The organism is Streptomyces sp. CB01635 (assembly GCF_002803065.1).
Classification (GTDB): Bacteria; Actinomycetota; Actinomycetes; order Streptomycetales; family Streptomycetaceae; genus Streptomyces.
In genome coordinates, this window is sequence record NZ_NNBL01000003.1 from 1212343 (window position 1) to 1237241 (window position 24899).

Annotated in this window: 21 protein-coding genes; 11 read left to right on the top strand and 10 right to left on the bottom strand. The window is 69.1% G+C overall.

What is annotated here, in order from left to right; all coding sequences use genetic code 11:
* The first annotated feature begins 13 nt into the window (after nucleotides 1-13).
* Nucleotides 14-556 carry a DUF1707 SHOCT-like domain-containing protein gene (locus CG723_RS13705; protein ID WP_100593536.1) on the top strand — a complete coding sequence of 181 codons (543 nt, stop codon included), beginning with the start codon at nucleotides 14-16 and terminating at the stop codon, nucleotides 554-556.
* 55 nt (nucleotides 557-611) lie between these two features.
* Here CG723_RS13705 and CG723_RS13710 read toward each other — a convergent pair whose 3' ends face one another.
* Complete coding sequence (locus tag CG723_RS13710; RefSeq protein ID WP_100593537.1) at nucleotides 612-1565, bottom strand: DUF5996 family protein; 954 nt, start codon at nucleotides 1563-1565, stop codon at nucleotides 612-614.
* 495 nt (nucleotides 1566-2060) lie between these two features.
* Between CG723_RS13710 and CG723_RS49195 the strand changes: the two genes are divergently transcribed.
* Together CG723_RS49195 and CG723_RS13715 are read left to right on the top strand one after the other, a co-directional pair.
* Entirely contained in the window at nucleotides 2061-2141 is an 81-nt protein-coding gene (locus CG723_RS49195; RefSeq protein ID WP_227300733.1) for a tryptorubin family RiPP precursor, read from the top strand.
* Nucleotides 2142-2248: 107 nt separating this feature from the next.
* Entirely contained in the window at nucleotides 2249-3301 is a 1053-nt protein-coding gene (locus CG723_RS13715; protein WP_100593538.1) for a cytochrome P450, read from the top strand.
* Between the two features lie 125 nt (nucleotides 3302-3426).
* Here CG723_RS13715 and CG723_RS13720 read toward each other — a convergent pair whose 3' ends face one another.
* Nucleotides 3427-4221, bottom strand: coding sequence for an SDR family NAD(P)-dependent oxidoreductase (locus tag CG723_RS13720; protein WP_100593539.1), 795 nt, complete (start codon nucleotides 4219-4221; stop codon nucleotides 3427-3429).
* Nucleotides 4222-4639: 418 nt separating this feature from the next.
* Between CG723_RS13720 and CG723_RS13725 the strand changes: the two genes are divergently transcribed.
* Nucleotides 4640-5167, top strand: a complete 528-nt coding sequence (locus CG723_RS13725; protein ID WP_100593540.1) for a lamin tail domain-containing protein — start codon at nucleotides 4640-4642, stop codon at nucleotides 5165-5167.
* Nucleotides 5168-5300: 133 nt separating this feature from the next.
* Here CG723_RS13725 and CG723_RS13730 read toward each other — a convergent pair whose 3' ends face one another.
* On the bottom strand, nucleotides 5301-6011 hold the full coding sequence (locus CG723_RS13730) for a response regulator (RefSeq protein WP_100593541.1): 711 nt from the start codon (nucleotides 6009-6011) through the stop codon (nucleotides 5301-5303).
* A complete protein-coding gene (locus tag CG723_RS13735; RefSeq protein WP_100593542.1) occupies nucleotides 6008-7654 on the bottom strand; it encodes a sensor histidine kinase in 1647 nt (548 codons plus the stop codon). Before CG723_RS13735 ends, CG723_RS13730 begins: the two co-directional genes overlap by 4 nt.
* Nucleotides 7655-7751: 97 nt before the next feature.
* On the opposite strand from CG723_RS13735, the gene CG723_RS13740 reads away from it, so the two are divergent.
* Nucleotides 7752-8741 carry a Bug family tripartite tricarboxylate transporter substrate binding protein gene (locus tag CG723_RS13740; protein WP_100593543.1) on the top strand — a complete coding sequence of 330 codons (990 nt, stop codon included), beginning with the start codon at nucleotides 7752-7754 and terminating at the stop codon, nucleotides 8739-8741.
* A 184-nt stretch (nucleotides 8742-8925) separates the two neighbouring features.
* Nucleotides 8926-10371, top strand: coding sequence for a GntP family permease (locus CG723_RS13745; RefSeq protein WP_100593544.1), 1446 nt, complete (start codon nucleotides 8926-8928; stop codon nucleotides 10369-10371).
* Nucleotides 10372-10384: 13 nt separating this feature from the next.
* Here the strand turns inward: CG723_RS13745 and CG723_RS13750 are convergent, their stop codons facing one another.
* Together CG723_RS13750 and CG723_RS13755 are read right to left on the bottom strand one after the other, a co-directional pair.
* Complete coding sequence (locus tag CG723_RS13750) at nucleotides 10385-10795, bottom strand: VOC family protein (protein ID WP_100593545.1); 411 nt, start codon at nucleotides 10793-10795, stop codon at nucleotides 10385-10387.
* A gap of 481 nt (nucleotides 10796-11276) precedes the next feature.
* Entirely contained in the window at nucleotides 11277-11930 is a 654-nt protein-coding gene (locus CG723_RS13755) for a TetR/AcrR family transcriptional regulator (protein ID WP_159032448.1), read from the bottom strand.
* A gap of 75 nt (nucleotides 11931-12005) precedes the next feature.
* Between CG723_RS13755 and CG723_RS13760 the strand changes: the two genes are divergently transcribed.
* On the top strand, nucleotides 12006-13445 hold the full coding sequence (locus CG723_RS13760) for a purine-cytosine permease family protein (protein ID WP_100593547.1): 1440 nt from the start codon (nucleotides 12006-12008) through the stop codon (nucleotides 13443-13445).
* 96 nt (nucleotides 13446-13541) lie between these two features.
* On the opposite strand, the gene CG723_RS13765 is transcribed toward CG723_RS13760, so the two are convergent.
* Genes CG723_RS13765 through CG723_RS13775 form a run of 3 tightly spaced genes read right to left on the bottom strand, consistent with a single transcriptional unit; the run spans nucleotide 13542 to nucleotide 18599 of the window.
* On the bottom strand, nucleotides 13542-16304 hold the full coding sequence (locus CG723_RS13765) for a bifunctional YncE family protein/alkaline phosphatase family protein (RefSeq protein WP_100593548.1): 2763 nt from the start codon (nucleotides 16302-16304) through the stop codon (nucleotides 13542-13544).
* Nucleotides 16305-16308: 4 nt separating this feature from the next.
* A complete protein-coding gene (locus CG723_RS13770; protein ID WP_100593549.1) occupies nucleotides 16309-17661 on the bottom strand; it encodes an ABC transporter permease in 1353 nt (450 codons plus the stop codon).
* Nucleotides 17658-18599, bottom strand: a complete 942-nt coding sequence (locus CG723_RS13775; protein ID WP_100593550.1) for an ABC transporter ATP-binding protein — start codon at nucleotides 18597-18599, stop codon at nucleotides 17658-17660. The genes CG723_RS13770 and CG723_RS13775 overlap by 4 nt, the downstream gene beginning before the upstream one ends.
* 386 nt (nucleotides 18600-18985) lie before the next feature.
* Here CG723_RS13775 and CG723_RS13780 point away from each other — a divergent pair, with 386 nt between their 5' ends.
* The 4 genes from CG723_RS13780 (at nucleotide 18986) to CG723_RS13795 (ending at nucleotide 23644) form a co-directional block, all read left to right on the top strand.
* Nucleotides 18986-19246: a DUF5302 domain-containing protein gene (locus tag CG723_RS13780; RefSeq protein WP_100593551.1), complete on the top strand. Its 261-nt coding sequence runs from the start codon at nucleotides 18986-18988 to the stop codon at nucleotides 19244-19246.
* An 83-nt stretch (nucleotides 19247-19329) separates the two neighbouring features.
* Nucleotides 19330-20940 (top strand): APC family permease, encoded by a 1611-nt coding sequence (locus CG723_RS13785; RefSeq protein WP_100593876.1) that lies wholly within the window; start codon nucleotides 19330-19332, stop codon nucleotides 20938-20940.
* Nucleotides 20941-21464: 524 nt separating this feature from the next.
* Nucleotides 21465-23153, top strand: coding sequence for an MFS transporter (locus CG723_RS13790; protein ID WP_234374315.1), 1689 nt, complete (start codon nucleotides 21465-21467; stop codon nucleotides 23151-23153).
* On the top strand, nucleotides 23153-23644 hold the full coding sequence (locus CG723_RS13795; protein WP_100593877.1) for a MarR family winged helix-turn-helix transcriptional regulator: 492 nt from the start codon (nucleotides 23153-23155) through the stop codon (nucleotides 23642-23644). The genes CG723_RS13790 and CG723_RS13795 overlap by 1 nt, the downstream gene beginning before the upstream one ends.
* 23 nt (nucleotides 23645-23667) lie before the next feature.
* Here CG723_RS13795 and CG723_RS13800 read toward each other — a convergent pair whose 3' ends face one another.
* On the bottom strand, nucleotides 23668-24732 hold the full coding sequence (locus CG723_RS13800) for a PP2C family protein-serine/threonine phosphatase (protein WP_100593553.1): 1065 nt from the start codon (nucleotides 24730-24732) through the stop codon (nucleotides 23668-23670).
* Nucleotides 24733-24899: the final 167 nt, after the last annotated feature.

Below are 24899 nucleotides of genomic sequence, written 5' to 3' on the forward strand. Positions count from 1 at the left end.
CTAGAGTGAAACGGTGAATCTCCCGCAGGAAAACCCGGCACGTCCGATCAGCGAAGACGACCGCAACACTGCTGTGCAACGTGTGCAGGAGGCGTACGCCGAGGGGCACCTCTCGCATGAGGAGATGGACGAGCGGCTGCAACAGGTGCTCACCGCCAAGACGCACAGCGACCTCGGGCCGGCTCTTGCCTCGCTCCCCCAGGAGGATGCGGGCACCTCGTCCACGATTGGCGCCCTGGGCGGACGGATCCAGCGGCGCGGAGCATGGCGGGTCCCTCGGAATCTCAAGGTCGAGTCCGCGTTCGGAAGCGTGCGCCTGGACCTGTCCCGGGCGGTCTTCGAGCATCCGGCAGTCGACATCGAGCTCCAAGTCGGCACCGGCAGGGCCAAGATCACGGTTCCTCGCGACGCGATCGTCGACGTCGAGGGTCTGCACACCGGGTGGAAGGACCTGCGCTACAAGGTGCCGCGGAGCTCCGGCCAGGGCGGGCCGAGGATTCGGATCTCCGGGACCATGGGGTTCGGCCGGTTGAAGATCCGCCACGCGCGGCGTTGAGAGTCACCCGGCACTCCGGACCGGCTGGCGCCCAAGCCGACTGGCGACGGCTGGTTCAGTGGTCCCGGCCGCGGTCGGCTGCTGGTGGTGTCGTGCTCATGCGCCAGCCGTTGCAGCGGGGTCCGATCAGGTCGGCCGGCCAGCCCGCCGTTTCCACGGCCGCGTCGTAGACGGCGTCGCCGAAGGCCACGATGGCCTGGTGCGGATCGGCCATGTCCCTGAGCGTGGTCCATGGCAGCAGGGCCAGCCCCGCATCGGCACTCCAGGCCGCGCCGTCGACACCCCAGGACCGGCCTTCGAGACCGTCCGGCTGGGGCCAGATGTACGCGTACATACCGGCGTTGGGCGACTTGGCGTCCCCGAACGTGAACCCGACCGACACGTACTCGTCGCGTGCGGCGTTCTGCATGAACGCCGGACGGTCAGCCTCCGGAGTGGCTCGATGCGCCCGGTAACGCGTGGCGGACAGATCGAAACCGCCCCACATCACACCGACCCGCGGGCGATGCCCCTGGAAGGGCGCCTGCCACGTCTCGAGCCCGCCGGCCGCAAGGTTGAACGCCGTCGACATCAGCCGAGCCGCTTCCCCGTCCCAGGTACGTTCGATCTGATCGTCCTCGAACTTTCGCGGGGCACCAGGGATCTCGCAGATCAATGACGTGCGCGGTGGGCGCACACCGAGCTCGGCAGCGGCGTCGCAGAACGACGTGTAGAAGGCGGCGAGGGACCCGTTGGACAGGGGTACCGTCACCGAGCCCCGGTCGGACTCGATGACCACGTCACCGTCGAGGAGCCGGTAGTGCACCTCGAAGGTCACTCCCTGCCGCCGGTGGGTCGGCGTCCGGAGCCCACGGGAAGTGACATCGAGAACGATGTTTCCCCAGCCGGCCTCGAAGGGCTCGTCCAGGGTGTACTTGCCTCCGACCTGCACCAGCCGGTTGACGTAGCCGACCATCGGCGCCAGATCCTCGTAGACCAGCTCCGGCCACGTGGCACGTCGTTCGCTCATGGAGAGCCTCCCGGCCCGTCGACGGGATCGGCAAGAGGGCAGTGGCGGCGCCGGGTGACTTCCCCTTTACGGCGCCCCAACGCCGTCAGGGATGCCTTCGAATGACCCGGCAACCATTTTCGCACGCAGGTCACGGCGCTGCCTGCTCGGCGGCGAGGGCTGCCCATCCGGCCAAACTGGCCGCGGTGGGAACGTTGCCGTCCACAGCCCGGCGCTTTGCACCGTCCCCTTTCCGGGTCTCACCCGCAGGGCCGCGACCAGGGCATGAAGCGAACCGGGCGACCCTTCGAGGCCGCACCCGGTTCACGCAGAGCGCTGTCCGCAGAGGGAAATGAAAGGTCTGAAAGTGGATATGCGAAACGCTCTTCGGTGAATTGATGGATTGGCCGTTGATCACGGCAGGGAAGGCTCACCGCGCCACCGGCATGCGATCTTCACCGGCTCACCCCGGCACCCGTCGCGTGTCTTCCGTCCGCCCTGAGAGGGGGTGCAGTGATGAAGCTTCTCTTCGCTATCCGCAACAAGGCCGCGGCCCGAAAGTCCCTGAAGGCGAGCGCCTGGTACCTCTGGTACTGATCCGGCACGCCTCCACCCGCCCCCGCTGTTCGGTGGCAGCGAGCATTGCGCCCGACGCCGGCTGCCGTACAGCGGGGGTTCCGCCACCCACCGCCACCGGAGACCCCGTGTCGCTCACCTCCGCGCCGCGCACGCGCCGTACCGTGCTCGCCCCGCGACTGACAGCCCTCCTCCACGACCACCTGGGCCACGACGTCTTCCGGCTCGAGAGCGACACCGTCGGAGTGGCCGGATACGACGTCGCCGACCGGATCCTCGCCGCGCGCCGGGCGACGGAGACCGAGCGGCCGACGTTCAAGCCGCTGCACGGCCGCTCGATCTCGCGAGGCGAAGCCTCTTCGGTCACCCGGGCGATAGGCGACGACGTCCGCGAGGCGCTGAAGCGCCCCTTGCCGACGGACGCCGACCTGTCGGGTCCTTGGCCTCTCACCGGACACCTCTTCCTGAGGGACCTCATCCTTGGCCAAGACCCCCTCCGTCTGCGGATATTGATGAGCCGTAACCTCGAACTGACGCCCAAGCTGACCTGGTCCGTGATCGCCGCAGGCGCCGCGCTGCCCGGCTGGCCGCGCCCCGGCGCCCACCTCACCGGTCTCGCGGGGCGGGCGGCCGAAGCCGTCGGCTACCAGGACCGCAGGTACGCGATGGGTGTCTACCGGCGAGCGGCCGCACCGGTGTGTTTCACGGTCTCGACGCTCGTCGCGAACGCGCTGTGGCTCGGCTCCCCCTTCGACGACAGCACGTCGAACCGCAACATCGTTTGCGAGGCCCTGCGACTGCTGCCGCCCTCCTGGAACATCCTCCGCAACGCCTCCCCGGAGTACCCCGCGATCGACGGCCGGATCCGGGACGACGACGACGTCCTGCTGCTTCCGCTGCTCTCGCACCGCGACCCGGCCCGGTGGGAGGACGCGCCCGCGTTCCGGCCCGAGCGCTGGGACGAACTCGACCCCGATGCCACGCCGGGCTATCTGCCCTTCGGTCATACCTCCGAGCGCTGCTGGGGACGGCACATGGTGATGCCGCTCGCCGAACTGCTGCTGGACCGGATCCGCAGCTCAGGGCTCGTCGTTGATCCCGGGCAGCGCACCGGCAGGGTTCCGCTGCTCGGCCTGCTGGGGGTCGAGGAAGTACGTTTGATGAAGGCGCGAACAGTCTGACGAATGACGAGAGTTGCCGCGGGTCCGTCGAACTTCCTTTGGGAGACGGCTACTTGGTGGTGCTGCGCAGAGGCAACCCCCCCATGAGTCTTCCGGCCCGACGCGCACGATGGCAGGGCGCCGTCTCACGGGAGGATGGCGTCGATGTATCCGCCGTCGACCCGCAGCGCGCCGCCTGTGGTCGCGGACGCCAGGTCGGAGCTCAGGTACACCACCATGTTGGCGATCTCCTCGGGTTCGATCAGGCGCTGCAACAGCGACTGCGGGCGGTACTCGCGCATGAAGACTCGCTGCGCCTCGTCCCACGGCAGGTCACGGTCGACGAGTTTGTACACGAAGTCCTCGACGCCGCCGGTGTGAGTAGGGCCCGCGATGACGCAGTTCACGGTGACGCCGGTTCCCGCGGCGTGCTTGGCGAAGCCGCGGCTGACCGCGAGCAGAGCGGTCTTCGACATGCCGTAGTGAATCATCTCGGCGGGGATCACCACCGCGGAGTCGCTCGCGATGTACTGGACGCGCCCCCGGCCGCGTTCGGTCATCCCCGGCAGGTACAGCCGCGTGAGCCGGACGGCGGCCAGCACGTTCACCTCGAAGTAGCGGCGCCATTCGTCGTCCGTGATGTCCAAGGGGTTCTTCGCGTCGAAGATGCCGAGATTGTTGATGAGGATGTCCACGTCAGGCAGGGTTTCCCAGGCGCGTCGAGCGCCCTCATCGGAACCGACATCGGCGGCGACCGGAACGAAGTCGCCGTCCGGCACGCCGACTCTGAGCTGCTCGACGGCCGCCTCCACCCTGCCCTGGTCACGTCCGTTGACTCCGACCCGCGCGCCGGCGCGTGCGAGCCCGGTCGCGATCGCGGCTCCGATGCCTTGCGTGGAGCCCGTCACGAGAGCGGTCCGGCCCGATAGATCCAGGTGCACGTCTTGTTCCCTTACTGGAATGGGTGGGTGATCGGCAGGTCGTCACGAGACTCTTCCCGCTCCCAGACCCCCGGTGATGTCCGGGTGCCCGGAATTGGGGCCGAACGAGTGGGGAGCGGCACGGCTGTTACGCGCTTCCGGGTGACGGGACGCCGCGAGGCGCGGCGGAATCCGGGCCGGAGCCGTGCGGGATAACGGCTGAGGCGTCAACTTGGTGCCTTCAGTGCATAAATGGACGATACACATGAGAGCAACAGAAATATGGACGACTTGTAACCGCCTTCACGCCGTGCGCACATTCAGGACGATTCGTTGGCAAGTTGTGCGTTCTCGGCCACCGGGCCGGGACCCGCACATAGCAGACCTGCGGCGCACCACGCCGGTACACGGGTCTGCAGTACGAAATGAAGGGGCGTTCATGTCCGCTTTCATGTCAGTTACTGCCCGCCGTACGGCTGCCGCCGCTCTCGCGGCCGGCGCGCTGGTCGGAACGTTCGCCGCGTCGGCATCGGCCGACGCCGCCGGTCGCCCGCACCGCGACCGCGTCGAGATCTCCGGCGCGCAGTACGACTCCCCGGGCTGGGACAACGGCACCAACCGCTCCCTCAACAAGGAGTGGGTCGATGTCACCAACACGTCCCGCTATGCGGTGAACCTCGACGGGTGGACGCTGTCGGCCAGGGACGGCCGCACCTACACCTTCCATCACTACCGCCTGGCGGGCCGCTCGACGGTCCGCGTCCACACCGGTGTCGGACGCGACAGCGGCCGTGACGTGTACCAGGACCGTCGCAGGTACGTGTGGGACAACCGGTCCGACACCGCCACCCTGCGCGATGACCGCAACTGGAAGGTCGACACCCTTTCCTGGGGCGGCCACCGCGACCACCGCGACGACCGAGGCCACCACGGCGACGGACGCGGGCACGGCGGCGGCCACCGCTGACCTGACCTGAACCTGCCCGCGGGACTCCCAGCCCGCGGGCAGCGATGACCCGCCTCAGGAGGGGGCGTTCCGCAGCACGGTCTGCGGGTCGCCCCCTTTGGCTGCCGCCGACAGTACGGTTACCGCCCCGACGTCACCCCTGCCAGTCGTAGCGGCGCTCCGGTCGGCCGGCGACGCCGTAGCGCAGCGACACGGCGGCGCTGCCGGTGCCGTGGAAATATTCGAGGTAACGGCGGGCGCTGACGCGGGAGATGCCGGTCAGGGCGGCGCATTCGGTGGCGGACAGCGAACTGCCGGCCTCGCGCAGGGCGCGTTCGACCACCGCGGCGGTCTCGACGCTCATGCCCTTGGGCAGGCCACCGCCCGGAGTGGCCAGGGCCGTTCCGCCCAGCACGCGGTCCACGTCTGCCTGGCCCCGTACGACCGCGGAGAGCAGCCTGCGGCGTCGGGCGGCGTACCGCTCGAGCCGGGGGAGCAGGTCCTCGAAGTCGAAGGGCTTGAGCAGGTAGTCGACCACGCCGCGGCGGACGGCGCGGCGCACCGTCTCCGCTTCCTGGGCGGCGCTGATGACCATGATGTCGCAGTCGTGGCCGGCGGACCGCAGCCGGGGGATGAGATCGAGGCCGAAGATGTCCGGCAGGTACAGGTCGAGCAGGATGAGGTCGGGGCGCAGTTCCTCCACGGCGTCGATCGCCTGTTGCCCGGTGTGAGCCGTGCCGATGACGCGGAACGGCACGACGCGTTCGACGAAGCTGCGGTGCACCCGGGCCACCATGAAGTCGTCGTCCACGACGAGCACGTCGATCGAGTCTTGTCCTGCGGCCGTGTCGTGCGAAGCGGTCATCCGGGGACTCCTTCGGGCGCCACATCGGCGGGGTGACCGAGGGGCATGTGGGCGGTGAACATGGCGCCGTCAGCGGTGTTGGCCACGGATATCTCGCCGCTGTGGCGCTCGCAGACGAGCTTGGTGAGGGCCAGGCCGATCCCGCGCTCGCCCTCCTGGGCGGCCTTGGTGGTGAAGCCGTGCGCGAAGACCTCCCGAGCGACTTCGGGCGGCAGACCGGGGCCGGAGTCCCGGACCACGACCTCCACGCTGGACGCGTCCTGCCGCAGCTCCACCTCGACCCATGCGTCGCCGGTGTCGTCATCGGAAGCGGCGGCGTCCACCGCGTTGTCGACGAGGTTGCCGATCACGGTGGCCAGATCGGCCGCGTCCTCCGGTGCCAGCCGGCCGAGTGCGGTCCCGGCCGAGATTCGCAGGCTGACCTTGCGTTCGGCAGCGAGGGAGGACTTCGCCATGAGCAACGCGGCGATCGCGGTGTCGCCCACACGCCGGGCGAGCGTTACATCGAGCGATTGGCGGCGCTGGTTGAGGGCGCGGATGTAGCGGACCACTTCGTCCTGCTCCCCGATCTGGATCAGACCGGAGATGGTGTGGAGCTGGTTCGCGAACTCGTGGGCCTGCGCGCGCAGCAGCTCGGAGGAGCTGCGGAAGGAGCCGATCTCCCGTTCCAGCTCGGCCAGTTCGGTGCGATCGCGCAGGGTCGTGACCGAACCGAGCAGGCGGCCGTCCTTCATGACGGTCATCCGGTTCATCACCAGCAGGCGCCCACGGCGGATCACCACCTGGTCGTGCCGGTCGGCCGCGCCGTGCCGGGCCCCTACGAGGACGTCCCGCAGCCGCCCCTCGAGCCCCAGGTCGTCGATGCTCTGCCCCACGCAGTCCTCGGGCAGGTCGAGGAGGCGCCGGCCCACGTCGTTGACCAGCGTGAGACGTAATTGCGGGTCCAGGGCGACGACGCCCTCCGCGATCCCGTACAGCATCGCCTCGCGGTGCTCGGCGAGGCCCGCGATCTCGCGCGGCTCCAGGCCGTACGTCTGGCGTTTGACCCGTCGGGCAAGGAGCCAGGACCCCATCACGCCGAGCCCGCTCGCGATGCCCAGGTAGGCGAGCAGGTACGACGAGGTGCCGCTGAGCCGCTGCCACACGGTGGGGGAGGCCTCGCCGATCATCACGGTGCCGAGCTGCTGCCCGAGCGTTCTCCGAGCGGCGCTCAGAACCGGCACCTGCGCCACCAGCTCCCGGCTTCCGTCCAGCGTTAGGTCGCCGGACCAGCTGCGGCCCCTGGCAACCCCCGCTCCCAGGCTCAGCCGTTCACCCACCACCGTGGGGTTGGTGGACGAGACGATGCGGCCCTGCGCGTCGGCCACGGTCACCGACGTGACGCCGGACTGCGCCAGCGTGGAGTGCACCAGCGGAGCCAGTGCCTCCCCGGGGGAAGGTCTCACGAGCTGGCTGCGGACCAGGGGGTTGGCGCCCAGTTGCTCGGCCAGCGCGTCGACCTTGCGACCTTCGACCCGCTGGAAGGTGGCCTCGGACTGGGCGAGCGAGACACCCGCGACCGCCAGCAGCACCACCACGACAATGGCGAGCTGGAGCACCAGCATCTGGCCCGCGAGGGTATGGCGGCGGAACGTTGTGACCACAATTAACTCAATCTTTGCTACTGACACAACGTGGGCAGCCCGCGTGCCATGTCGGACAATCATGACGCCCAGCAGTTGAAATCGAAAGCGAGGTGCCATGAGAGGTCCCGCACGTGCCCTTCTCGGCACCGTCGCCGCACTGACACTTCTCACCGTCAGCGCATGTGGGGTGTTTCCGGGCGGGCAGGCACAGTCGGACCGCGATCTGCGGATCATGGTGCCCAACACACCCGGTGGCGGCTACGACACCACGGCACGGACCGCGGCCCGGGTCATGGACGAGACGCACATCGCGCCGGATGTACAGGTGTTCAACCTTCCCGGCGCGGGCGGCACGGTCGGACTGCAGCGCATCGTCGACGAACGAGGCAACGGAGAGCTCGCGCTCCAGATGGGCCTCGGCGTCGTGGGTGCGTCGCATGAGGCGAAGGCGAAGGTGACGGTCGCCCGGACCACACCGATCGCCCGTCTCATCGAGGAGGCAGGCGCGGTCGTGGTCCGCAAGGACTCGCCGTACAGAACGGTCGGCGACCTCGTCACCGCGTGGCGAAAGGCCCCTGAACGCCTCGCCGTCGGTGGCGGATCATCCCCCGGTGGACCGGACTACCTGCTGCCCATGGAGCTGGCGAAGGCCGTCGGCATCGACCCCAAGAAGGTCGACTACGTCGGCTACGGCGGCGGTGGCGGCGACTTGCTGCCGGCCCTGCTCGACGGTGAGGTCGACTTCGCCACCAGCGGCCCGGGCGAGTTCCTCGACCAGGTCGACAGCGGCCAGCTGCGTGTCCTCGCCGTCACCGGCGAGCATCCGGTCGAGCCCCTGGCCGGGGTCCCGACGCTCACGTCGTCGGGCATCGACCTGGTCTTCAGCAACTGGCGGGGCATCGTCGCCCCGCCCGGCATCAGTGACGCCGACAGGAAGCGCTGGGTCGATGCGTTGACCGATTTGCATCGGTCCGCGCGGTGGCAGGCCGAGCTCGACCGGCACGGCTGGACCGACGCGTTCGCCACCGGCGACACGTTCGCGGCCTACCTCACCCGGCAGGACAAGCTCGTCGCCGATCTCGCCGCCTCCCTCGGACGGGAGTGACCAGGCGGTCGTCCACCGACGGCTCGCTTCGACACCGAAGGCTTTCACCACGGGCAGCTGCCCGACGTGACCCCACCCACCCATGACCGGGACGGTCCAGCCCCCGTGCGCGCGGGCTCGCCGAGCCATGCCCGTTTTCCCCCGGCCCGACCACGGCCGGATCCCGAAAGGCACCCCCTCCCGTATGACTTCACACACCTGGTACCTGTTGCTCGTCCTCGCCGTGGCGATCGGTCTGCTGATCTACTTGATCAACTCCCGGCTCCGCATCCACCCGTTCATCGCCCTCATGGTGGTGACCATCGGCACCGGGCTCGCCGCCGGCGAACCCGTGGCGAAGCTGACCGGGTCCATCGAGGAAGGAGCGGGCGGCACGCTCGGTGACATCGGCCTCACACTTGCCCTCGGAGCCATGCTCGGCCGCCTCCTCTCCGACTCCGGCGCCACCGACGCCATCGCCCACGCCATCGTCGACCGCTCCAGCAACCGCAGGCTCCCCTGGCTCGTCGCGGCCGCGGCATTCGTCATCGGCATTCCGATGTTCTTCGAGGTCGGCCTCATCGTGCTCCTGCCGCTGATCTTCAGCGTCGCCCGCCGCCTGGAGGGCGACGGCGCGACGAAGGGTTCTCCGTACGTGCTGCTCGGCGTGCCCGCCATCGCCGCGCTGTCCACCCTGCACGGCATGGTGCCGCCCCACCCCGGACCGCTGACCGCCATGACAGGCCTGCACGCGGACCTCGGTCTGACCCTCGGCGTCGGCATCATCTGCTCGATCCCGACCGTCATCCTGGCCGGCCCTGTGTACGCCCGCTGGATCGCGCCCCGCCTTGCCGACGTACGGCCCGACCCCGTGCTCGTGGCCCAGTTCACCGGAGCCGACCGGAACAACGCAGCCGACACCACCACCAACGCTTCTTCCACCGGCCCGGCCGAGGGCACGGACATCGACACTCTGCAGCGCGCCGGTGTGTCCACGGGACTGGCCGTCACCTCGGTTCTCATACCCGTCGCCCTGATGCTGCTGCGCACCCTCGCCGAAACCGCGCTCGACGAGTCCAGCACCGTGCGTGCGGCGCTCACGTTCGTCGGTGAACCGCTGGTGGCGATGCTCGCCGGTTTCCTGTTCGCGCTCGGTGTGACCCTCGTACGCGGTGGCCGCTCCAGCGAGGCGACCCGCTCCTCCCTGACGGACAGCCTCAAGTCCATCGCCGCGATCCTGCTCATCATCGGTGGCGGCGGCGCGTTCAAGCAGGTGCTTCAGGACTCCGGTATCGGTGACGCCATCGCCTCCGCAGCCGAGGGAGCCCACCTCAACGTGATCGTGCTGGGCTGGCTGATCGCCCTGCTCCTGTCCCTGACCACCGGTTCGGCCACCGTCGGCATCGTCTCGGCCACCGGCATCGTCGCCCCGCTGATAGGCACGGGTGGTGGACTCGAGGCCTCGCTCCTGGTGGTCGCGATCGGCGCCGGCTCCCTGGGCCTCAACTACGTCAACCACGCCGGGTTCTGGCTGGTCAAGGAGTCCTTCGGCATGGACCTCACCCAGGCCACCAAGACACAGACCGTCGTGCAGACGCTGGTCAGTGTGATGGGTCTCGGGATGGCCCTGCTCCTGTCCGTCCTCGTCTGACCGGACGCGAGCGCTAGGAGTTGGACCAGTTGCGGGTGGACAGCACCAGCAGGTAGCCGTCCGGGTCCTGGATCGTCACACCCCACGTGTCCCAGTACGGGTTGTGCGCCGGGACCCGCTTGCCGCCGTGCTGTTCGAGGCGTTCCACGAGGGAGTCCGGGACCGGTTCACCGAGGTAGATCACCAGTAGATCCTCGGCGGTCGGCCGCGGCTCCACGGGTGCGGCGGGATCGCTTACGAGTTCCAGGTGCCAGGCCGCATCCGGCCAGCCGGTCATGAGGAGTGAGTGGTCGTCAGGCGTGCCGTCCGACGCGTGCCGGTAGAGGACGTCGAGGCCGAGTCCCGAGATCCAGAAGTGTTCCGCCGCTTCGAGGTCACGCGACGGACGGGCGATGCGTACATGAGCCGCGGCGTTGGCCGGCATCGTGTCAACTCCTGGTCGGTGAGGACTTCTTGTCGACTGACAGGTCGTACGCGGAGCCTAGCGAGCAAGCGATCACTCGCCCATCCGGCGCAGGCCCTAGGTCTCCGGGCGGAACCCCGGTTACCGCGAGCCGCCTGCGGCGGGTAGCCGTCGGTGATCCGGCAGAGCCGCTGCCGGTCGAAGCAGGGGCCGTGGCCCGGGCGGACGATCCGGACCGGCAGTTCACGTAGCCGCTGCATGGTGTGGACGCACTTCTCGCGGTCGCGGCCTCGGACCAGCCAGATGTTGGCGTCGAGCAGTTCATGGACATGGGGTCGTCGGTCAGCGTGAGCGCGCTGTCGATGGCAGTGACCCTGAACGGTCCTGGACCACGGGGAGTGCCGGATGGGTTGCCATCATGTGCCCCTGATCGAGGGCCCGTTGGTGCGACCGCGGGGTCCGTGCGCGGTTCGTCGTCCGGTCGCCGTGTCGGTCCGCCTGGCTATGTGTCGGTTCTGCCGTGGTCCTGCGCCTGGGCGAGGACACCTTCGTCGAGCCCGAGGACGCGTTCCGTCGTGGCGGTTATCAGCTCGCGCACTTCGGCGTAGTCGATCTGTGTGCGCATGGCGGCCTGTGGGCTGAGGCCGTCGATGAGGACGAGGATGTGCATCGCCGCGTAACCGGCGTTGTCGACGCGGAAGCAGCCTCGCGCGACCCCGGCCTCGATGTGTGCCGCCAGCCGGTCCTGGGCGGCGTTCATCTGGCGCGTGACCGCCGTGAGCAGCGCCGGGCGGCGCCGGCTCGCCTGCCAGGCGTCGAGCCACAACAGGCTCACGGGGTCGCGGTCCTCGTGCAGCCATGCCTGCATCAACTGCCGTACCCGGTCCACCGGATGGTCCAGGCGCTCCGCGTGCTCGAAGACCGCGTCGTTGTCGGCGGTCGCGGCGTGGCTGAAGGCCGCGGCGATGAGTTCGTCGGCGGACTTGAAGTGATAGTCCACCAGACCCGGTACGACGCCCACGGCCTGGGCGACCCGTTTCGCCGTCAGCTTGTCCAGGCCCTCGCTCACGGCGATCACGCTCGCGGCCCGCAGAATCTCCGCTCGCCGCTCGCCGGCGGGCAAGCGGCGTCGTCCGGTCCGTGAGGTCGACGTCATGACCTGGGATGCTATTGACGCCCACCCCAACAAGCAACTGGTGCGCATCCCAATAGTGGGTTTCCGGAGGTCAGGATGGCGTTGAGGGCAACCGGCGGCACCAGTGAGGGGCCCGAGCGGGGCGAGCCGGTCACCGACCGCACCGGTCACGTGGAGACACACGGAGTCGACCACATCCCGGACTCCGACCGCCACGGTCGGCCACGTTCCCTGTTCACGGTGTGGGCGGCCTCCAACATGAGCTACCTGTACATCGTGCTGGGCGGCGCGATGGTGCTGCTCGGCCTAGACATCTGGCAGTCCTTCGCGGTGATCGTGGCCGGCAACCTCCTCTGGGCCGGCGTGGGGTACCTCGCGATCAGCGGCCCCACCTCCGGGACGCCGAGCTGGGTGGTGACGCGGGCGATGTTCGGTGTCCGAGGCAACAGAGTCCTCAACGTGACGCTCGGTTGGACCGTCGCGGTGGCCTACGAGGCGATCAGCCTGGCCCTGGGGTCCCTCGCCGGATTCGCACTGGTCGAGCACTTGGGCATCCACGCGAACACCCCGGTCAAGGTGGCGATTGTGCTGGTCACCGCCGTCGTGACGTTCTCCATCAGCGTGTACGGGCACGCCACCATCATGCGGTGCAGCATCTGGTTCACCTGGGCGCTGGCCGCCTGCGTCCTGGTCCTGGCGTACTACGTTCTGCGCCACACGGACTGGGGCTACCGGACACCTGCCGCCACCGCGGTCCACGGCCGCGAGCTGTGGGTGATCCTCGCCTCGGGATTCACGATCATGGCGGGTGGCCCCCTGTCATGGAGCAGCAGCGCGGACTACGCCCGCTATCTGCCCGCCGACACCTCACGCAAGGCGGTGTGCTGGTGGACGGCCGTCGGCGGATTCGTGCCGGCCGTCCTGCTGAGCGGACTCGGAGTCCTGGCCGGGACGGCGGTGGACATGACCGACGCGCAGACATCACTGAAGGCGGTCGTGCCCGACTGGTTCTATCCGGTCTTCCTGCTGGTCGTCATCTTCGGCTCGATCACGAACAACGTACTCACCGCATACAGCGGCGGCCTGGCCCTTCAATCCGGCGGGATCCCCTGGAGCCGCGCGTTCACCGTCATCTTCGACGCCTCCATCGCGCTCGGCCTCACCTTCTACTCCCTGTTCGTGTCCGACTTCCTCGACACCATGAACAGCGGTCTGGAACTCTCCGTCGCGTTCCTCGGCCCTGGGTTCGCGATCTACGCCGTGGACATCTTCCTGCGCCGCAACCGCTACGACGGAGTCGCGTTGCAGGACCAGACCTCCAACAGCCGCTTCTGGTACCGGCACGGAGTGAATCCCGCCGGAGCCGCCGCGTGGGCCATCGGCGTCGGGGCGGCGCTCCTGTGCGCCAACACGGCCATCTACACCGGCCCGGTCGCAGCCGCCCTCGGCGGCGCCGACCTGTCCGCGGTCGTCGGGATGTCCCTGGGCGCCTTGGTCTACGCGGGATCGATGCTTCGTCAGCGGCGCTCGCCCTGAAACGGCCCCGAATCAGCAGAAGGGCCCCTGCCCGGCATCGATGCCGGGCAGGGGCCCTTCTGGGATCTGCGACCTGGGATCCGCGCTCTGACTACGTCAGCCGTCGGATTCCGGTGACGGGATGTAGGCGCCCGGCACGTCCTTCGGGGCGAAGATCTTGTTCTCGCCGGGGTACGGCTTCGACCACTCGTGCGTCTGGTACCACGTGAAGTGGTTCATCTGCGCGGGGTTCGCGAAGTCGGGCTTGGCGTCGCGCCCGGTCAGCCGCTGCTGCGACTTCCAGGCGTCCCACTGCGCCGCGAGCTTCTGCTTGTCCGCCGGCACCTTCGCCGACGGCGCCGCCGCGGCATTGGGGTTCTGCGGCGCAGGGGTGTCCAGGCCGCAGGAGGGCGGGGTCTTCAGACCGCCGGTGAGCGAGGTCCGGTTGGGCAGCGTCTTGAAGGGCGTGGGGTCCGCCTTCTGGCTGAACGCCCCACGCATCGGGCTGGCCGCGCTGTCCTTCTGGTTCATCGGGTGGACCCCGAGGATCTGCTCGATGGTGCGGATCATCGTGATCTGCGAGTAGTAGTGGCTGTCGACGACGCCGTGCCTGGCCCAGGGGCTGATGATCTGGATCGGGGCGCGGTGGCCGTCGACGTGGTCGAGGCCGGCCTGGGAGTCGTCCTCGACCACGAAGATCGCCGAGTCCTTCCAGTACTTGCTGTGCGAGATCTCGTCGACCATCCTGCCGACCGCCAGGTCGTTGTCCGCGACCTGGGCGGCGGCGTTCGCCGGACCGCCGGTGTGGTCGCTGGACAGCCAGAACATGTTCAGGTTGGCCGGCCCGTTCTTCTCGAAGTCACGCTTCCAGATCTCGGACCGGTAGATGTCCGGGACGCTCGTGTCGAACTTCGGGAACCCGTGCACCGACACGGAGTTGAGGGACGGGATGGGCGAGGAGGACACCAGGGGGTAGGCGGTGTCCTGACCGGTCGCGCCCATGTTCTTGGAGTCGCAGTACAGGTTCTGCCAGCTCGCGTCCGCCGGCTTGGTGAGGAACTGCTGGAACTCGCCGAAGTCCCGTACGGACTTGCCCGCGGCCTGGGCACCGGTCCAGATGAAGCCGGTCCTCTGGTGACCGAGCGCGTCGTCCTCGGTGTCGTAACTGCGCGCGTACTCACCGGCCGAGGACTCGGTGTACTCCGGGTCGTCGGCTTGCATCAGCCAGTTGTGGCCCTCGGCGGAGTTCGTACCGATATCGTACGTGTTGTCGTACAGGCCGAACTGCTTGGCCAGCGCGTGCTGGTTCGGCGTCACGTTCTCGCCGAACTGTGCCAGCGACGGGTCGCCGTTGCCCTCCGGGACGTCGCCGAGAACCTGGTCGTAGGTCCGGTTCTCCTTGACGATCAGGAAGACGTGCTTGATCGTCGACGGGTCTCCGAGCCGCTCCGGGACCGGCACCGGCTTCGGCTTCTTCTTGCCCTTGCCGTGGGTCAGTGTCACCGAGCCGCTGGTCCAGCCGTTCTGCCGGAAGACCTTGGCCGTCTGCGACTTGATGACGCGGTCGTTCGGCAGGGTGAACCGCTGCACGCTCGACGTCGTGTCGTGGGTGGCGTGCCCGGCGCTGGTGGTGGGGCGGCGGGCGTCGATTCCACGGGTGTTGGAGACGACCACCTGCTTGCCGACGGTGGCGATCTCGGCGGGGAAGTAGTCCGTCGGGAGCAGGCCGACGTAACTGACCGGCTCCTGCGGGGTCGTGTACCGGTAGACGGCGACCGCGTTGGCGCGGCCGAGAGTCACCAGCAGATGGCCGTCGTCGGTGAGCGTCACCGCGTCGGGCTCGTAGCCGACCGACGACTCCGGCCACGGCTGGGTGGCGACGGTCTGCACGACCTTGTTCTTGGTGGTGTCGATGACCGACACGTCGTTGGTGGCGGTGTTGGTGACGAACAGCGCGTTCTTCTTGGCGTACAGCGCGGTCGGGTGCAGACCGACGTTGATGCTCGATACGGCGGCATCCGGGTTCGCCAGGTCGATGACGCTGACCGTGCCGGTGGTGGTGGAGGCGGTCACCGGGTCGGCGGGCACCTGGGTGTTGTAGGAGTTGATCGTGGTGTCGCGGGGCTTCGCGGGACGCCCGCCCTCGTTACTGACGTAGAGCTTGGTGCCGACCTCGGCCATGTCACGCGGGGCGTTGCCCACGGACCAGCTCCGCTCGATGGCGCCGGTCGCCGCGTCGATGGCGACGACGCGGTTCTGGCCGTTGACCGCCGAGTACACGGTGGAGCCGTCGGACGAGAACACGGGCTCGCCCACCAGCGCGTGCCTGGGCCCGTCCGCCGGGATCTTCACGGAGGTCGGGTTGGCGACGCTGCCGTCCGCGTTGACGGTGAATCTGGTGTAGCCGTCGATCTGGCCCAGCCACAGCTGCGAACCGTCGGGCGAGTACGTGGGGCCTTCCTGGCCCACGTCGTTGCCGCTGATCCGCAGGTCGGCCGACGCGGAGTTGCCGACGAGCTGCTGCACCTTCCAGCTCTTGAGGTCGACGACGGAAAGGGCCATACCGCCGTCGGTGATCGAGGCCGCGAGATGCGTGCCGTCCGGGCTGACCGAGGACGACATGATCTTGCCGTTGTTGACGACGAGACGGTCGCCGTAGGGGGCGATGTACTGATCACTGGAGATGACCTGGCCCTGACGCGTGCTCTGGCCGACCTGGTCGGTGCCGAACTGGTGCGTCTGGGCGAAAGCGGTGCCCGCGGCGGCGAGGGCGAGAGCCGAGATGCCGGCCGTGGCCAGGGGTATCCGGCGGCCGATGCGTCTGCCGAGAAGGCCGGAACGGTCCTTCGCGGTACGCCTGCGACGGCGTGTCACCTGCATGGACTTATCCCTTCGAGGTAGGGAGCAGTTCGACGTTGCCGTCGAACTGCCAGAGCGGGTTCGGTCCGTCCCCGGTCGGGGTCCGCACCAGGAAGTAGCCGTTCACTTCCTTCGGTCCGTCGCCGTCGGCCATGAACCGCCCGTCAGCGGTGACGTCGAGCTGGTAGATGGCCGACCCTGTGGCCTCGACGTCGGGGAGATGCCAGGAGACGACGCAGCGCCAGTCGTTGCCCGGCCCTTCGGCCGCGACCCTGGTGCTGCCCTTGGTGCACACCGCGCTCGCCTTGAGCTGCGCTTCGGTGACGTCGGGGCGGTTGAGCTGCTCGGTCTGCAGGCGGTAGAGATGGGCGAATGCCGTGGCGACCGAGCGCTGCACCTTGTCCTGCTCGATGCCGGAGCCCGTGGCCGAGGTCGCCGGGGCGACGACGACGGCCGTCAGGACGAGGAGCCCGACGAGCGGCAGGGCTCCGACCGTGATGGCGCGGCGCCCCGAGCCGTCGTGGGTCAGGTTGGTGAAGTCCCGCCTCAGAAAAAGGGCATAGGCCAGCGCCGTCGCGGTCACCGCCCACAACAGGCTGACAACGATGCCGATGAGGAGCGGACCGAGCTGTGCCGGGCCGGTGAACAGACCGTTCCAGGCAATGAAGGCGTAGCTGGGCAGGGCCAGGCGCACGGCGACGGGGAGCGGCAGCATCTGGGCGAGCTGCATCGTGAGCGCGACGAGCATGGGCAGCAGGAGCCCCATCGGGGAGCGCCCGAGCGCGACGGAACCGAGCAGTCCGATCGCGGCGAAGGCCAGGGTCGGGGCGAGTACGCAGACCCAGGCGAGCAGGACCTGGACGGCTGCGTCTCCCGGCGACAAGAGGTGTCCGTCGAGACCGACCAGCGGCTGGTTGCCGACCGCCACGATCCCACCGGCCGCGCCGGAACAGGCCAGCCCGGCGACGAGCAGCAGGATGACGGTGAGGCTGGCCAGTGCCTTCGCCGCGAAGATCCGCCGGGGCGAGCGGACCGCCACGAGCAGATGGCGCCAGGTACCCAGCCGGTCCTCGGAGGCGAACACGTCACCGGCGACCACCGAAGTCAGCAGCGGGAGCGCCCAGGTACCCGAGAAACCGAGCACCACCAGCGATCCGGCCCATCCCGTGGCGTGCATCCAGCGACCGAAGAGTGTGTCGACGGGGAGCGAGCTCTGCTGGCTCACCGCTGCGACGAAGAGCGCCGGCGCGATCCAGCAGGCGAGGACCAGCAGGCGGACCCGCCATTGCGAGACGAGCTTGACGAGCTCGAAGCGGTAGCCGCGGGCCACCGAGACGCGGGCAGCGGCGGCGGGGCCGGCGGCGATGGTTGCGGTCATCTGCTGTTCTCCTGCTGCTCGGTGAGGGCGAGAAACGCCGCTTCGAGCGGCGACACCACGGGCGCGAGCTCGCGCAGCGCGATGTCCGCGTGCACGAGCCGCACCACCAGTTCGTCGAGGGCGGGCACCGGGGCGCGCACGACGAGCGCCTCGGTGTCGTGCCGTCCCACGGCGTTCTCGACGACGCAGATCCCAGAGGTGTCGGCCGCAAGGCGGCGCGCGGCCTGCGGGTCGGAGGTCAGCAGCCGGTAGTCGAGCTCGCTGTTCTCGGCGGCCAGCTTGCTCAGCGGGCCGGAGAAGACGATCCGTCCGGTGGCGAGGATGGTGACCTCCGAGCACAGCGCCTCGAGGTCGTCCATGCGGTGGCTCGACAGCACGACGCTGGTGCCCTCCGTCGCGAGCCGGGCCAGGACACCGTGTACGTGCTTCTTCCCTGCCGGGTCGAGTCCGTTGGACGGCTCGTCGAGCACGAGCAGCCGGGGCTTGGTGAGCAGGGCCGCGGCGAGCCCGAGCCGCTGACGCATGCCGAGGGAGAAGCCGCGGGCACGGTCGTCGGCGACATCGGTGAGCCCGACCTGTTCGAGTACGTCGCCGATCCCCGATGCCCGTGCGTCGACGCCGCGGAGGGCGGCCAGCGCGGCCAGGTTCTGCCTGGCGGTGAGCGAGGGGTAGAGACCGGGACCGTCCACGAAGCCGGCGACGCCCTCGGGAGCGGCGAGCGCCCGTCCGATGGGCGTACCCAGGATGTCCAGTCGGCCGTCGTCGGCGACGGCCAGGCCCAGCAGGAGCCCGAGCAGCGTCGTCTTCCCGGCGCCGTTCGGTCCGACCAGGCCGTGGATCTGCCCCTGCGCCACATCCATATCGATGTCGTCGAGCGCGATGACGTCGCCGAAATGCTTGGTGATCCCGCGAGCCCGTATGGCGAGGCTTTCGTCCATGACTGCCTTCCCTGGAAACCTCCGAGGACCTTAGGGACGGCATACGACGCAGGCGGGGACGGACGCTTGACGTTCAGAGAACGGGAGACGACCGGAATGCGTCGCGCCGATGCCTGGCCGGTTACGGTCGGTATTTCGAACAGGCTGTTGTTCAGGGGGAGTTGGCGCGCAGTCATCCACAGTCTGCGCCACACAGAACCACCGGCATGGAGACACGGACGTGACGACGCACTACCTGAGCACGCGCCTTCATCACAGTCATCGACGCACTCGTCGCACCGACATGACCGTCCACCGGTGACGACCGGCGCTACCGGGCATGGGCACACAAGTACTGACGAGCATGACAAGCTGTCCTTCCCATTGCCCGAACCCAGGAGGTCACCATGGCTGCAGAGTCTGCATCGCAGGAAGGTTCGGAGCCGACCGAGGCCGAGACGGAACAGCCGGCGCCCGAAACGCAAGGACTGGCGCCCGACGAGGAGGGTCAGTACGACCTGAAGCGTAAGTTCCGCGAGGCGCTCGACCGTAAGCGCGGCATGCAGGCGGACGCCGCCGGCGGCGCCGCGAAGACCGCGTCGAAGATCCGTGGCGCGCACGGTCCGGCTTCGAGCCAGAAGTCCTTCCGACGCAAGAGCGGCGGCTGAGCACGGCAGAGCTCCTTCGACGGTGAGGCGCCGCATGGCACGCTGAGCCCCCTGGGTCTGTGATCGTCTGGGAGGTTGGCCACGTGGCGCAGTATCAGCCGGCGGGGACTGTGGGCGATGCGGACGCCCGAGCCGAGGAGAACCGGCTCCGCAAGGATCTCGGTTTCTGGGGCCTGACCGCGATCGGCTTCTCCAACATCCTCGGCTCGGGCTGGCTGTTCGCCGCCCTGTACGCCGCCCAGACCGCCGGCCCCGCCGCACTGCTGTCCTGGATCGCGGCCGGCGCGCTCTGCGCACTGGTGGCCCTGGTCATGGTCGAACTCGGCGCTACCAGGCCGGAGGGCGGCGGCACCGTCCGGTGGCCGCTGTACGCGAGCGGCCGACTGGTCGGCACGGTCGTCGGCTGGTCCGTCCTGCTCTCCGTGGGCGGCACCGCCGCCGAGATCAGCGCGATCATGCAATACGCCGCCCACTACGTGCCCGGGCTCTACGAAGGCGGCAGGCTCACCGCGTCGGGCCTGGGCGTCGCCTCCGCGCTCAGTGTGCTGCTCACCGCGCTGAACTGGTTCGCGGTAAGAATGTTCGCCCGCCTGAACAACCTCGTGTCGGTGTTCAAGGTCGTCGTCCCCGTGGTCACGATCGTCGCGCTCTTCCTGTCCGGCACCCACTCGGGCCGCCTCACCGACCACGGCGGCTTCGCCCCGTACGGCTACGCCGCGTGCCTGGCCGCACTCGCCGGCGGCGGCATCGTGTACTCCGTGAACGGCTTCCAGGCCCCCCTGGACTTCTCCGGCGAAGCCCGCAATCCGCGCCGCAACGTGCCCGCAGCCGTGCTCACCGGCATCGCCCTCGCGGTGCTGGTCTACCTCGGACTCCAGCTCGCGTTCCTGTACACGGTGCCCGACTCACTCCTCGCGCACGGCTGGCAGGGCGTCAACTTCGATTCCCCGTTCGGCCAGCTCGCCCTGGTGCTCAACCTGCACTGGCTGGCGACCCTGCTCTACGCCGACGCGGTCGTCTCCCCGGGCGGTTCGGCCTACGTGGGCGTCGCCATCGACGCCCGCCACACGTACGCCCTCGCGAAGAACGGCCTGGTGCCCCGGTTCTTCATGCGGATCGACCCCCGGTCCGGCATCGCGCGCCGCGCCCTGGTCCTCAACCTCGTCGTCATCATCCTGTTCATGCTGCCGTTCGGCGGCTGGCAGGACATCGTGAGCGTGATGGGCGACATGTACCTCCTGATCTACGCGGCCTCGGCGGTCGCCGTCGCGTCATTCCGGGCTCACGACCGCGAGCGCGGTGTGCCCCTCGCGGACGGTCAGGTGCCGGGCGTGCGCTGGATCGCGCCGGTCAGCTTCGCCGTGTCCACCGAGTTCGTCTACTGGTCCGGCTGGGAACACCTGCGGCTCGCCCTGCCTCTGGTCCTGGCCGGAGTCCCGCTGTACCTGCTGCAACGGCGCCGGACGGCGGGACGCCCCGTACGCGAGGAACTGCGTCAGGGGGCCTGGATCGTCTTCCATCTGGCGGCGCTGACCCTGCTGTCATGGCTCGGCACGTTCGGAGGCTCCGGACATCTGCCGGCCCCGTACGACACCGTCGTGGTCGGTGTGCTGGCGCTCGCGGTCTTCGTATGGGCGGTGCACTCGGGCGCAGCCCATCTCCGCACGGATCCGTCAGGTGAGCGGGCGTTCTAGGGGTGCGAGGGTCCGGCGACGGAGGCCGGCTCTCGGCGGCGGGCCTGGGTGCGTCTGGCGCCGGGGCCATCGGCTTGCCGCGCACGAGGACCTCCTTACTCGGCGACGGAAGCCGCGTTGGCGGCTGAACTCGCTGTCGTGGCAGTGGACTTGACGGACATGACGCTCTTCTCGCGGCTGCGGCCGGATCCCGGCGGGATTCCTTGCGAAGCGCTTGATCCTTCAAGGGGAGCGGAGAGCGGTCGGTCGATTACCCCGGGGGTAACGAGCGGAGGCCACACCGCTGGCGCAGCCTCGTCGGGCGGCGCGTCTGCCCAGGTCAGGTGGCATGGCCGCATGGGTGTGCCCGGAGTAGATTGGTTGATGTCAAGCAACTGACTCCCGGGCGGGAGTGATGCCCTGTGGCAAGGACAACCGCTGAGTCGGCCGCCGCACGTCGGGGTCGTTTCCGTGAGCCGGGACCGCGCTACAAGTGGATCGCGCTCTCCAACACCACGCTGGGCGTGCTGATCGCGACGATCAATATGTCGATCATGCTCATCGCGTTGCCGGACATCTTCCGGGGGATCGGCGTGGACCCGCTGCAGCCGGGCAACACCAGCCTGCTGCTGTGGTTGATCATGAGCTACATGGTGGTCACCGCCGTGCTGGTGGTCAGCTTCGGTCGCCTCGGTGACATGTACGGCAGGGTCCGGATGTACAACATGGGGTTCGCGGTGTTCACCGTGTTCTCGGTGCTGTTGTCGGTGACCTGGATGCACGGCACGGCGGGCGCCCTGTGGCTGATCGGGATGCGGGTCCTGCAAGGCGTCGGCGGGGCGATGCTGATGGCGAACTCCAACGCCATCCTCACCGACGCCTTCCCCGCCCGTCAGCGCGGCCTCGCACTCGGGCTGAACCAGGTGGCGGGCATCACCGGATCGTTCATCGGCCTGGTCCTCGGGGGCCTGCTCGGCCCCGTCAACTGGCATCTGGTGTTCCTGGTGTCCGTACCGTTCGGCCTTTTCGGCACCGTGTGGGCGTACCTGAAGCTGCACGACACGGGCGTACGGGCAGGGGCCCGGCTCGACTGGTGGGGCAACCTCACCTTCGCCGTGGGCCTGATCGCCGTACTGGCCGGCATCACCTACGGCATCCAGCCCTACGGCGGCGCCATCATGGGCTGGGCCAACCCATGGGTGATCGCCGCGATCGCCGGTGGCGTGGCGGTACTCGTCGTCTTCTGCGTGGTGGAGACCAAGGTCCCCGAGCCGATGTTCCACCTGTCGTTGTTCAGGATCCGCGCGTTCACCGCGGGGAACGTGGCCAGTCTGCTGGCGGCGCTCGGGCGCGGCGGCCTGATGTTCATCCTGATCATCTGGCTGCAGGGCATCTGGCTGCCCCGCCACGGCTACGGCTTCGAGCAGACCCCGCTGTGGGCCGGCATCTACATGCTTCCGCTGACGGTCGGGTTCCTCGTCGCGGGGCCCTTCTCCGGCTGGGCTTCCGACCGGTTCGGGGCCAGGGCCTTCGCCACCGGGGGAATGCTGCTGGCCGCCGCCACCTTCCTGGCGCTCCAGGCGCTGCCCGTCGACTTCAGCTATCCGATGTTCGCCCTCGTCCTGCTGCTGAACGGGCTCGGCATGGGCCTGTTCGCGGCACCCAACCGGGCGGCCATCATGAACAGCCTGCCGCCCGACCAGCGGGGGGTGGGCGCCGGGATCAGTACCACGTTCCAGAACTCGGCCACGGTGCTCTCCATCGGCATCTTCTTCTCCCTGATGATCGCGGGCCTGTCCAGCGCCCTGCCCGCCGCCCTCAACCACGGCCTGACCGCCCAGGGGGTACCCGCCGCCGACGCCGCCAAGGTCGCGGCCCTCCCGCCGGTCGGCGTGCTGTTCGCCTCGCTCCTCGGTTACAACCCGATCCAGACCCTGCTCGGCCCGCACGTACTCGCTCAACTGCCCCCGGGCCACGCCCACTACCTCACCGGACGCGGCTTCTTCCCGGAGCTGATCTCCCAGCCGTTCGCCGACGGCCTGTCCGTGGCCTTCGGCTTCGCGATCGCCGCGTGCGTCGTCGCCGCCATCGCTTCTCTGTTGCGTGGCGGCCGCTATATCTACGACGACCGGACCCTGCCCAAGCCCGTCACGCTCCCGGCGCCCGCCCCTCCTCCCCAGACGTCCACGCTCCCTGAGGCTCCCCCGCCGACGCACCGATCCGAGGGGCCGTGATGACCTCCCCCACCTCCCCCACCTCCCCCTCCGACCACGAGCAGTCGGTGGAGATCGCCGAGCGGCTTCGTGCCGCGATCCAGCAGCTCCTCCCCGAACTGCGCGCCCAAGGAATGCAGAGCCAGCTCACCCCCAGTCGGCTGGCCGCACTCGCGGCGCTCGCCGCTCACGGGCCGCTGCGCATCAGCGACCTCGCCACGCGCATGGGCATCGCCCTGTCCACCGTCTCCCGCATGGTGGACCTCCTCGACGGCTTCGGATGGATCGAGCGCGACGCGGACCCGAAGGACCAGCGGGCCACCTTGATCGCCCTCAACGACGCAGGTCAGGCTCTCCTGCACGCCACGCGCCGCCAGGCAGCCACCCGCCTCGCCGAGCGGATCGACCAGCTCACCCCAGGCCAGCAGCGCTCGCTGCACGATGCCCTACCGGCGCTGGACGCTCTCACCGAACAGCGGCCCGGCGAACCGCCGAGGATCAGCCGACGCTAGGCGCCCTTTCGCAGGCGGACCCGTCAGTGCCGGTCCGGCCGAGCGGCCGGTGTGCGCTGGATGGCGATGACGGCGGCATCGTCGCCGAGATGTCCTTGGCAGTGGGCGAGGAGGTCCCGGCGGAGGCGATCCAGGAGTGCTTCCGGGCGGTTCTCGGCCCACTGCTCGACTCGCTGCGCCAACGGGAAGAAGACCCCGTTCTCATCGCGGGCTTCCGTGACCCCGTCGGTGTAAAGGATCAGGGTGTCACCGGCGTCGAAGGCGAACTCTTCGACGGGAAACTGCGCGGCCGGCAGCGCGGCCACGCCGAGGGGCGGGGCCGGGTGGGCGGTGGTGAGAGTACGGACGTGGTGCTCGTGCAGCAGTAACGGCGGGGGATGTCCGCAGCAGGTCATGCGGGTCATGTGCCCGTCATCGGGGATTTCCAGGAGCAGGGCGGTGATGAAGTGCTCGTCGATCCCGTCCTCCGCCTCGACGAAATCGGTGAGGTAACGGGACACGCTCCGGTCCAGGGCGCCGGCGAGCGCGGGCAGCGTGGCGTGCTGGTCGGCGACCACGCGGAACGCACCGAGCAGCTGCGCCGACTCGCCGACCGCGGACAGCCCGTGTCCCCGTACATCACCGATGATCACCCGTACGCCGTCGTCGGTGCCTGTCGCCGTGTAGAGGTCACCGCCGATCACGGCCTCGTCCTCCGCCGCCAGGTACAGCGAGGCGATCCGCAACGGGCCGATTCGGTGGGGGAGCGGCCGGAGCAGGGCCTTCTGCGCGGCCTCGGCCACGGAGCGCACTTTGGCCAGCTCCCGTTTGCGGTGCTCACGCACGCGGCAGAAGAACGCGATCAGGGCGGAGAGCACGGTGAGGGAGAAGACCTGCACCATCACGTTGCGCGTGGTCAGGACGCCGAAATGGATGCCGATGAATATCTGGGCCCCAATCGCCAGGGCCCCGATGAATGCCGTCAGGCGGGGTCCGGCGAAGGAGGCGGTGAGCGCGGGGGCCACGACGAGTAGCGGCCCCAGATGCACGTCGGCCGGCACCAGGATGTCGACGACCGTGATCACCACGATGAGCGCGAGCGGAAGCATCACCAGCGCGTGACTCGGCTGCCACCGCTGCCACAGACCTCCCAGGCGCCGCCGTAGGCCCACCCATCCACTGTGCACCCTCGGCGGGCGGCGTGGGTGTCGAGAGGCTCCTCACATGTGGAGATTGCACAGGGTGACGACTCTCGGGGACCGCACCGTCCGCGTCC

Coding starts and splice junctions, on each gene's coding strand:
- CG723_RS13730 (WP_100593541.1), bottom strand. CDS start 6,011: ATGACCGCTTCGCACGACACGGCCGCAGGACAAGACTCGATCGACGTG.
- CG723_RS13755 (WP_159032448.1), bottom strand. CDS start 11,930: ATGACGTCGACCTCACGGACCGGACGACGCCGCTTGCCCGCCGGCGAG.
- CG723_RS13745 (WP_100593544.1), top strand. CDS start 8,926: ATGACTTCACACACCTGGTACCTGTTGCTCGTCCTCGCCGTGGCGATC.
- CG723_RS13790 (WP_234374315.1), top strand. CDS start 21,465: ATGTCGATCATGCTCATCGCGTTGCCGGACATCTTCCGGGGGATCGGC.
- CG723_RS13760 (WP_100593547.1), top strand. CDS start 12,006: ATGGCGTTGAGGGCAACCGGCGGCACCAGTGAGGGGCCCGAGCGGGGC.
- CG723_RS13740 (WP_100593543.1), top strand. CDS start 7,752: ATGAGAGGTCCCGCACGTGCCCTTCTCGGCACCGTCGCCGCACTGACA.
- CG723_RS13795 (WP_100593877.1), top strand. CDS start 23,153: ATGACCTCCCCCACCTCCCCCACCTCCCCCTCCGACCACGAGCAGTCG.
- CG723_RS13770 (WP_100593549.1), bottom strand. CDS start 17,661: ATGACCGCAACCATCGCCGCCGGCCCCGCCGCCGCTGCCCGCGTCTCG.
- CG723_RS13800 (WP_100593553.1), bottom strand. CDS start 24,732: ATGCTTCCGCTCGCGCTCATCGTGGTGATCACGGTCGTCGACATCCTG.
- CG723_RS49195 (WP_227300733.1), top strand. CDS start 2,061: ATGAAGCTTCTCTTCGCTATCCGCAACAAGGCCGCGGCCCGAAAGTCC.
- CG723_RS13780 (WP_100593551.1), top strand. CDS start 18,986: ATGGCTGCAGAGTCTGCATCGCAGGAAGGTTCGGAGCCGACCGAGGCC.
- CG723_RS13750 (WP_100593545.1), bottom strand. CDS start 10,795: ATGCCGGCCAACGCCGCGGCTCATGTACGCATCGCCCGTCCGTCGCGT.
- CG723_RS13710 (WP_100593537.1), bottom strand. CDS start 1,565: ATGAGCGAACGACGTGCCACGTGGCCGGAGCTGGTCTACGAGGATCTG.
- CG723_RS13725 (WP_100593540.1), top strand. CDS start 4,640: ATGTCCGCTTTCATGTCAGTTACTGCCCGCCGTACGGCTGCCGCCGCT.
- CG723_RS13775 (WP_100593550.1), bottom strand. CDS start 18,599: ATGGACGAAAGCCTCGCCATACGGGCTCGCGGGATCACCAAGCATTTC.
- CG723_RS13765 (WP_100593548.1), bottom strand. CDS start 16,304: ATGCAGGTGACACGCCGTCGCAGGCGTACCGCGAAGGACCGTTCCGGC.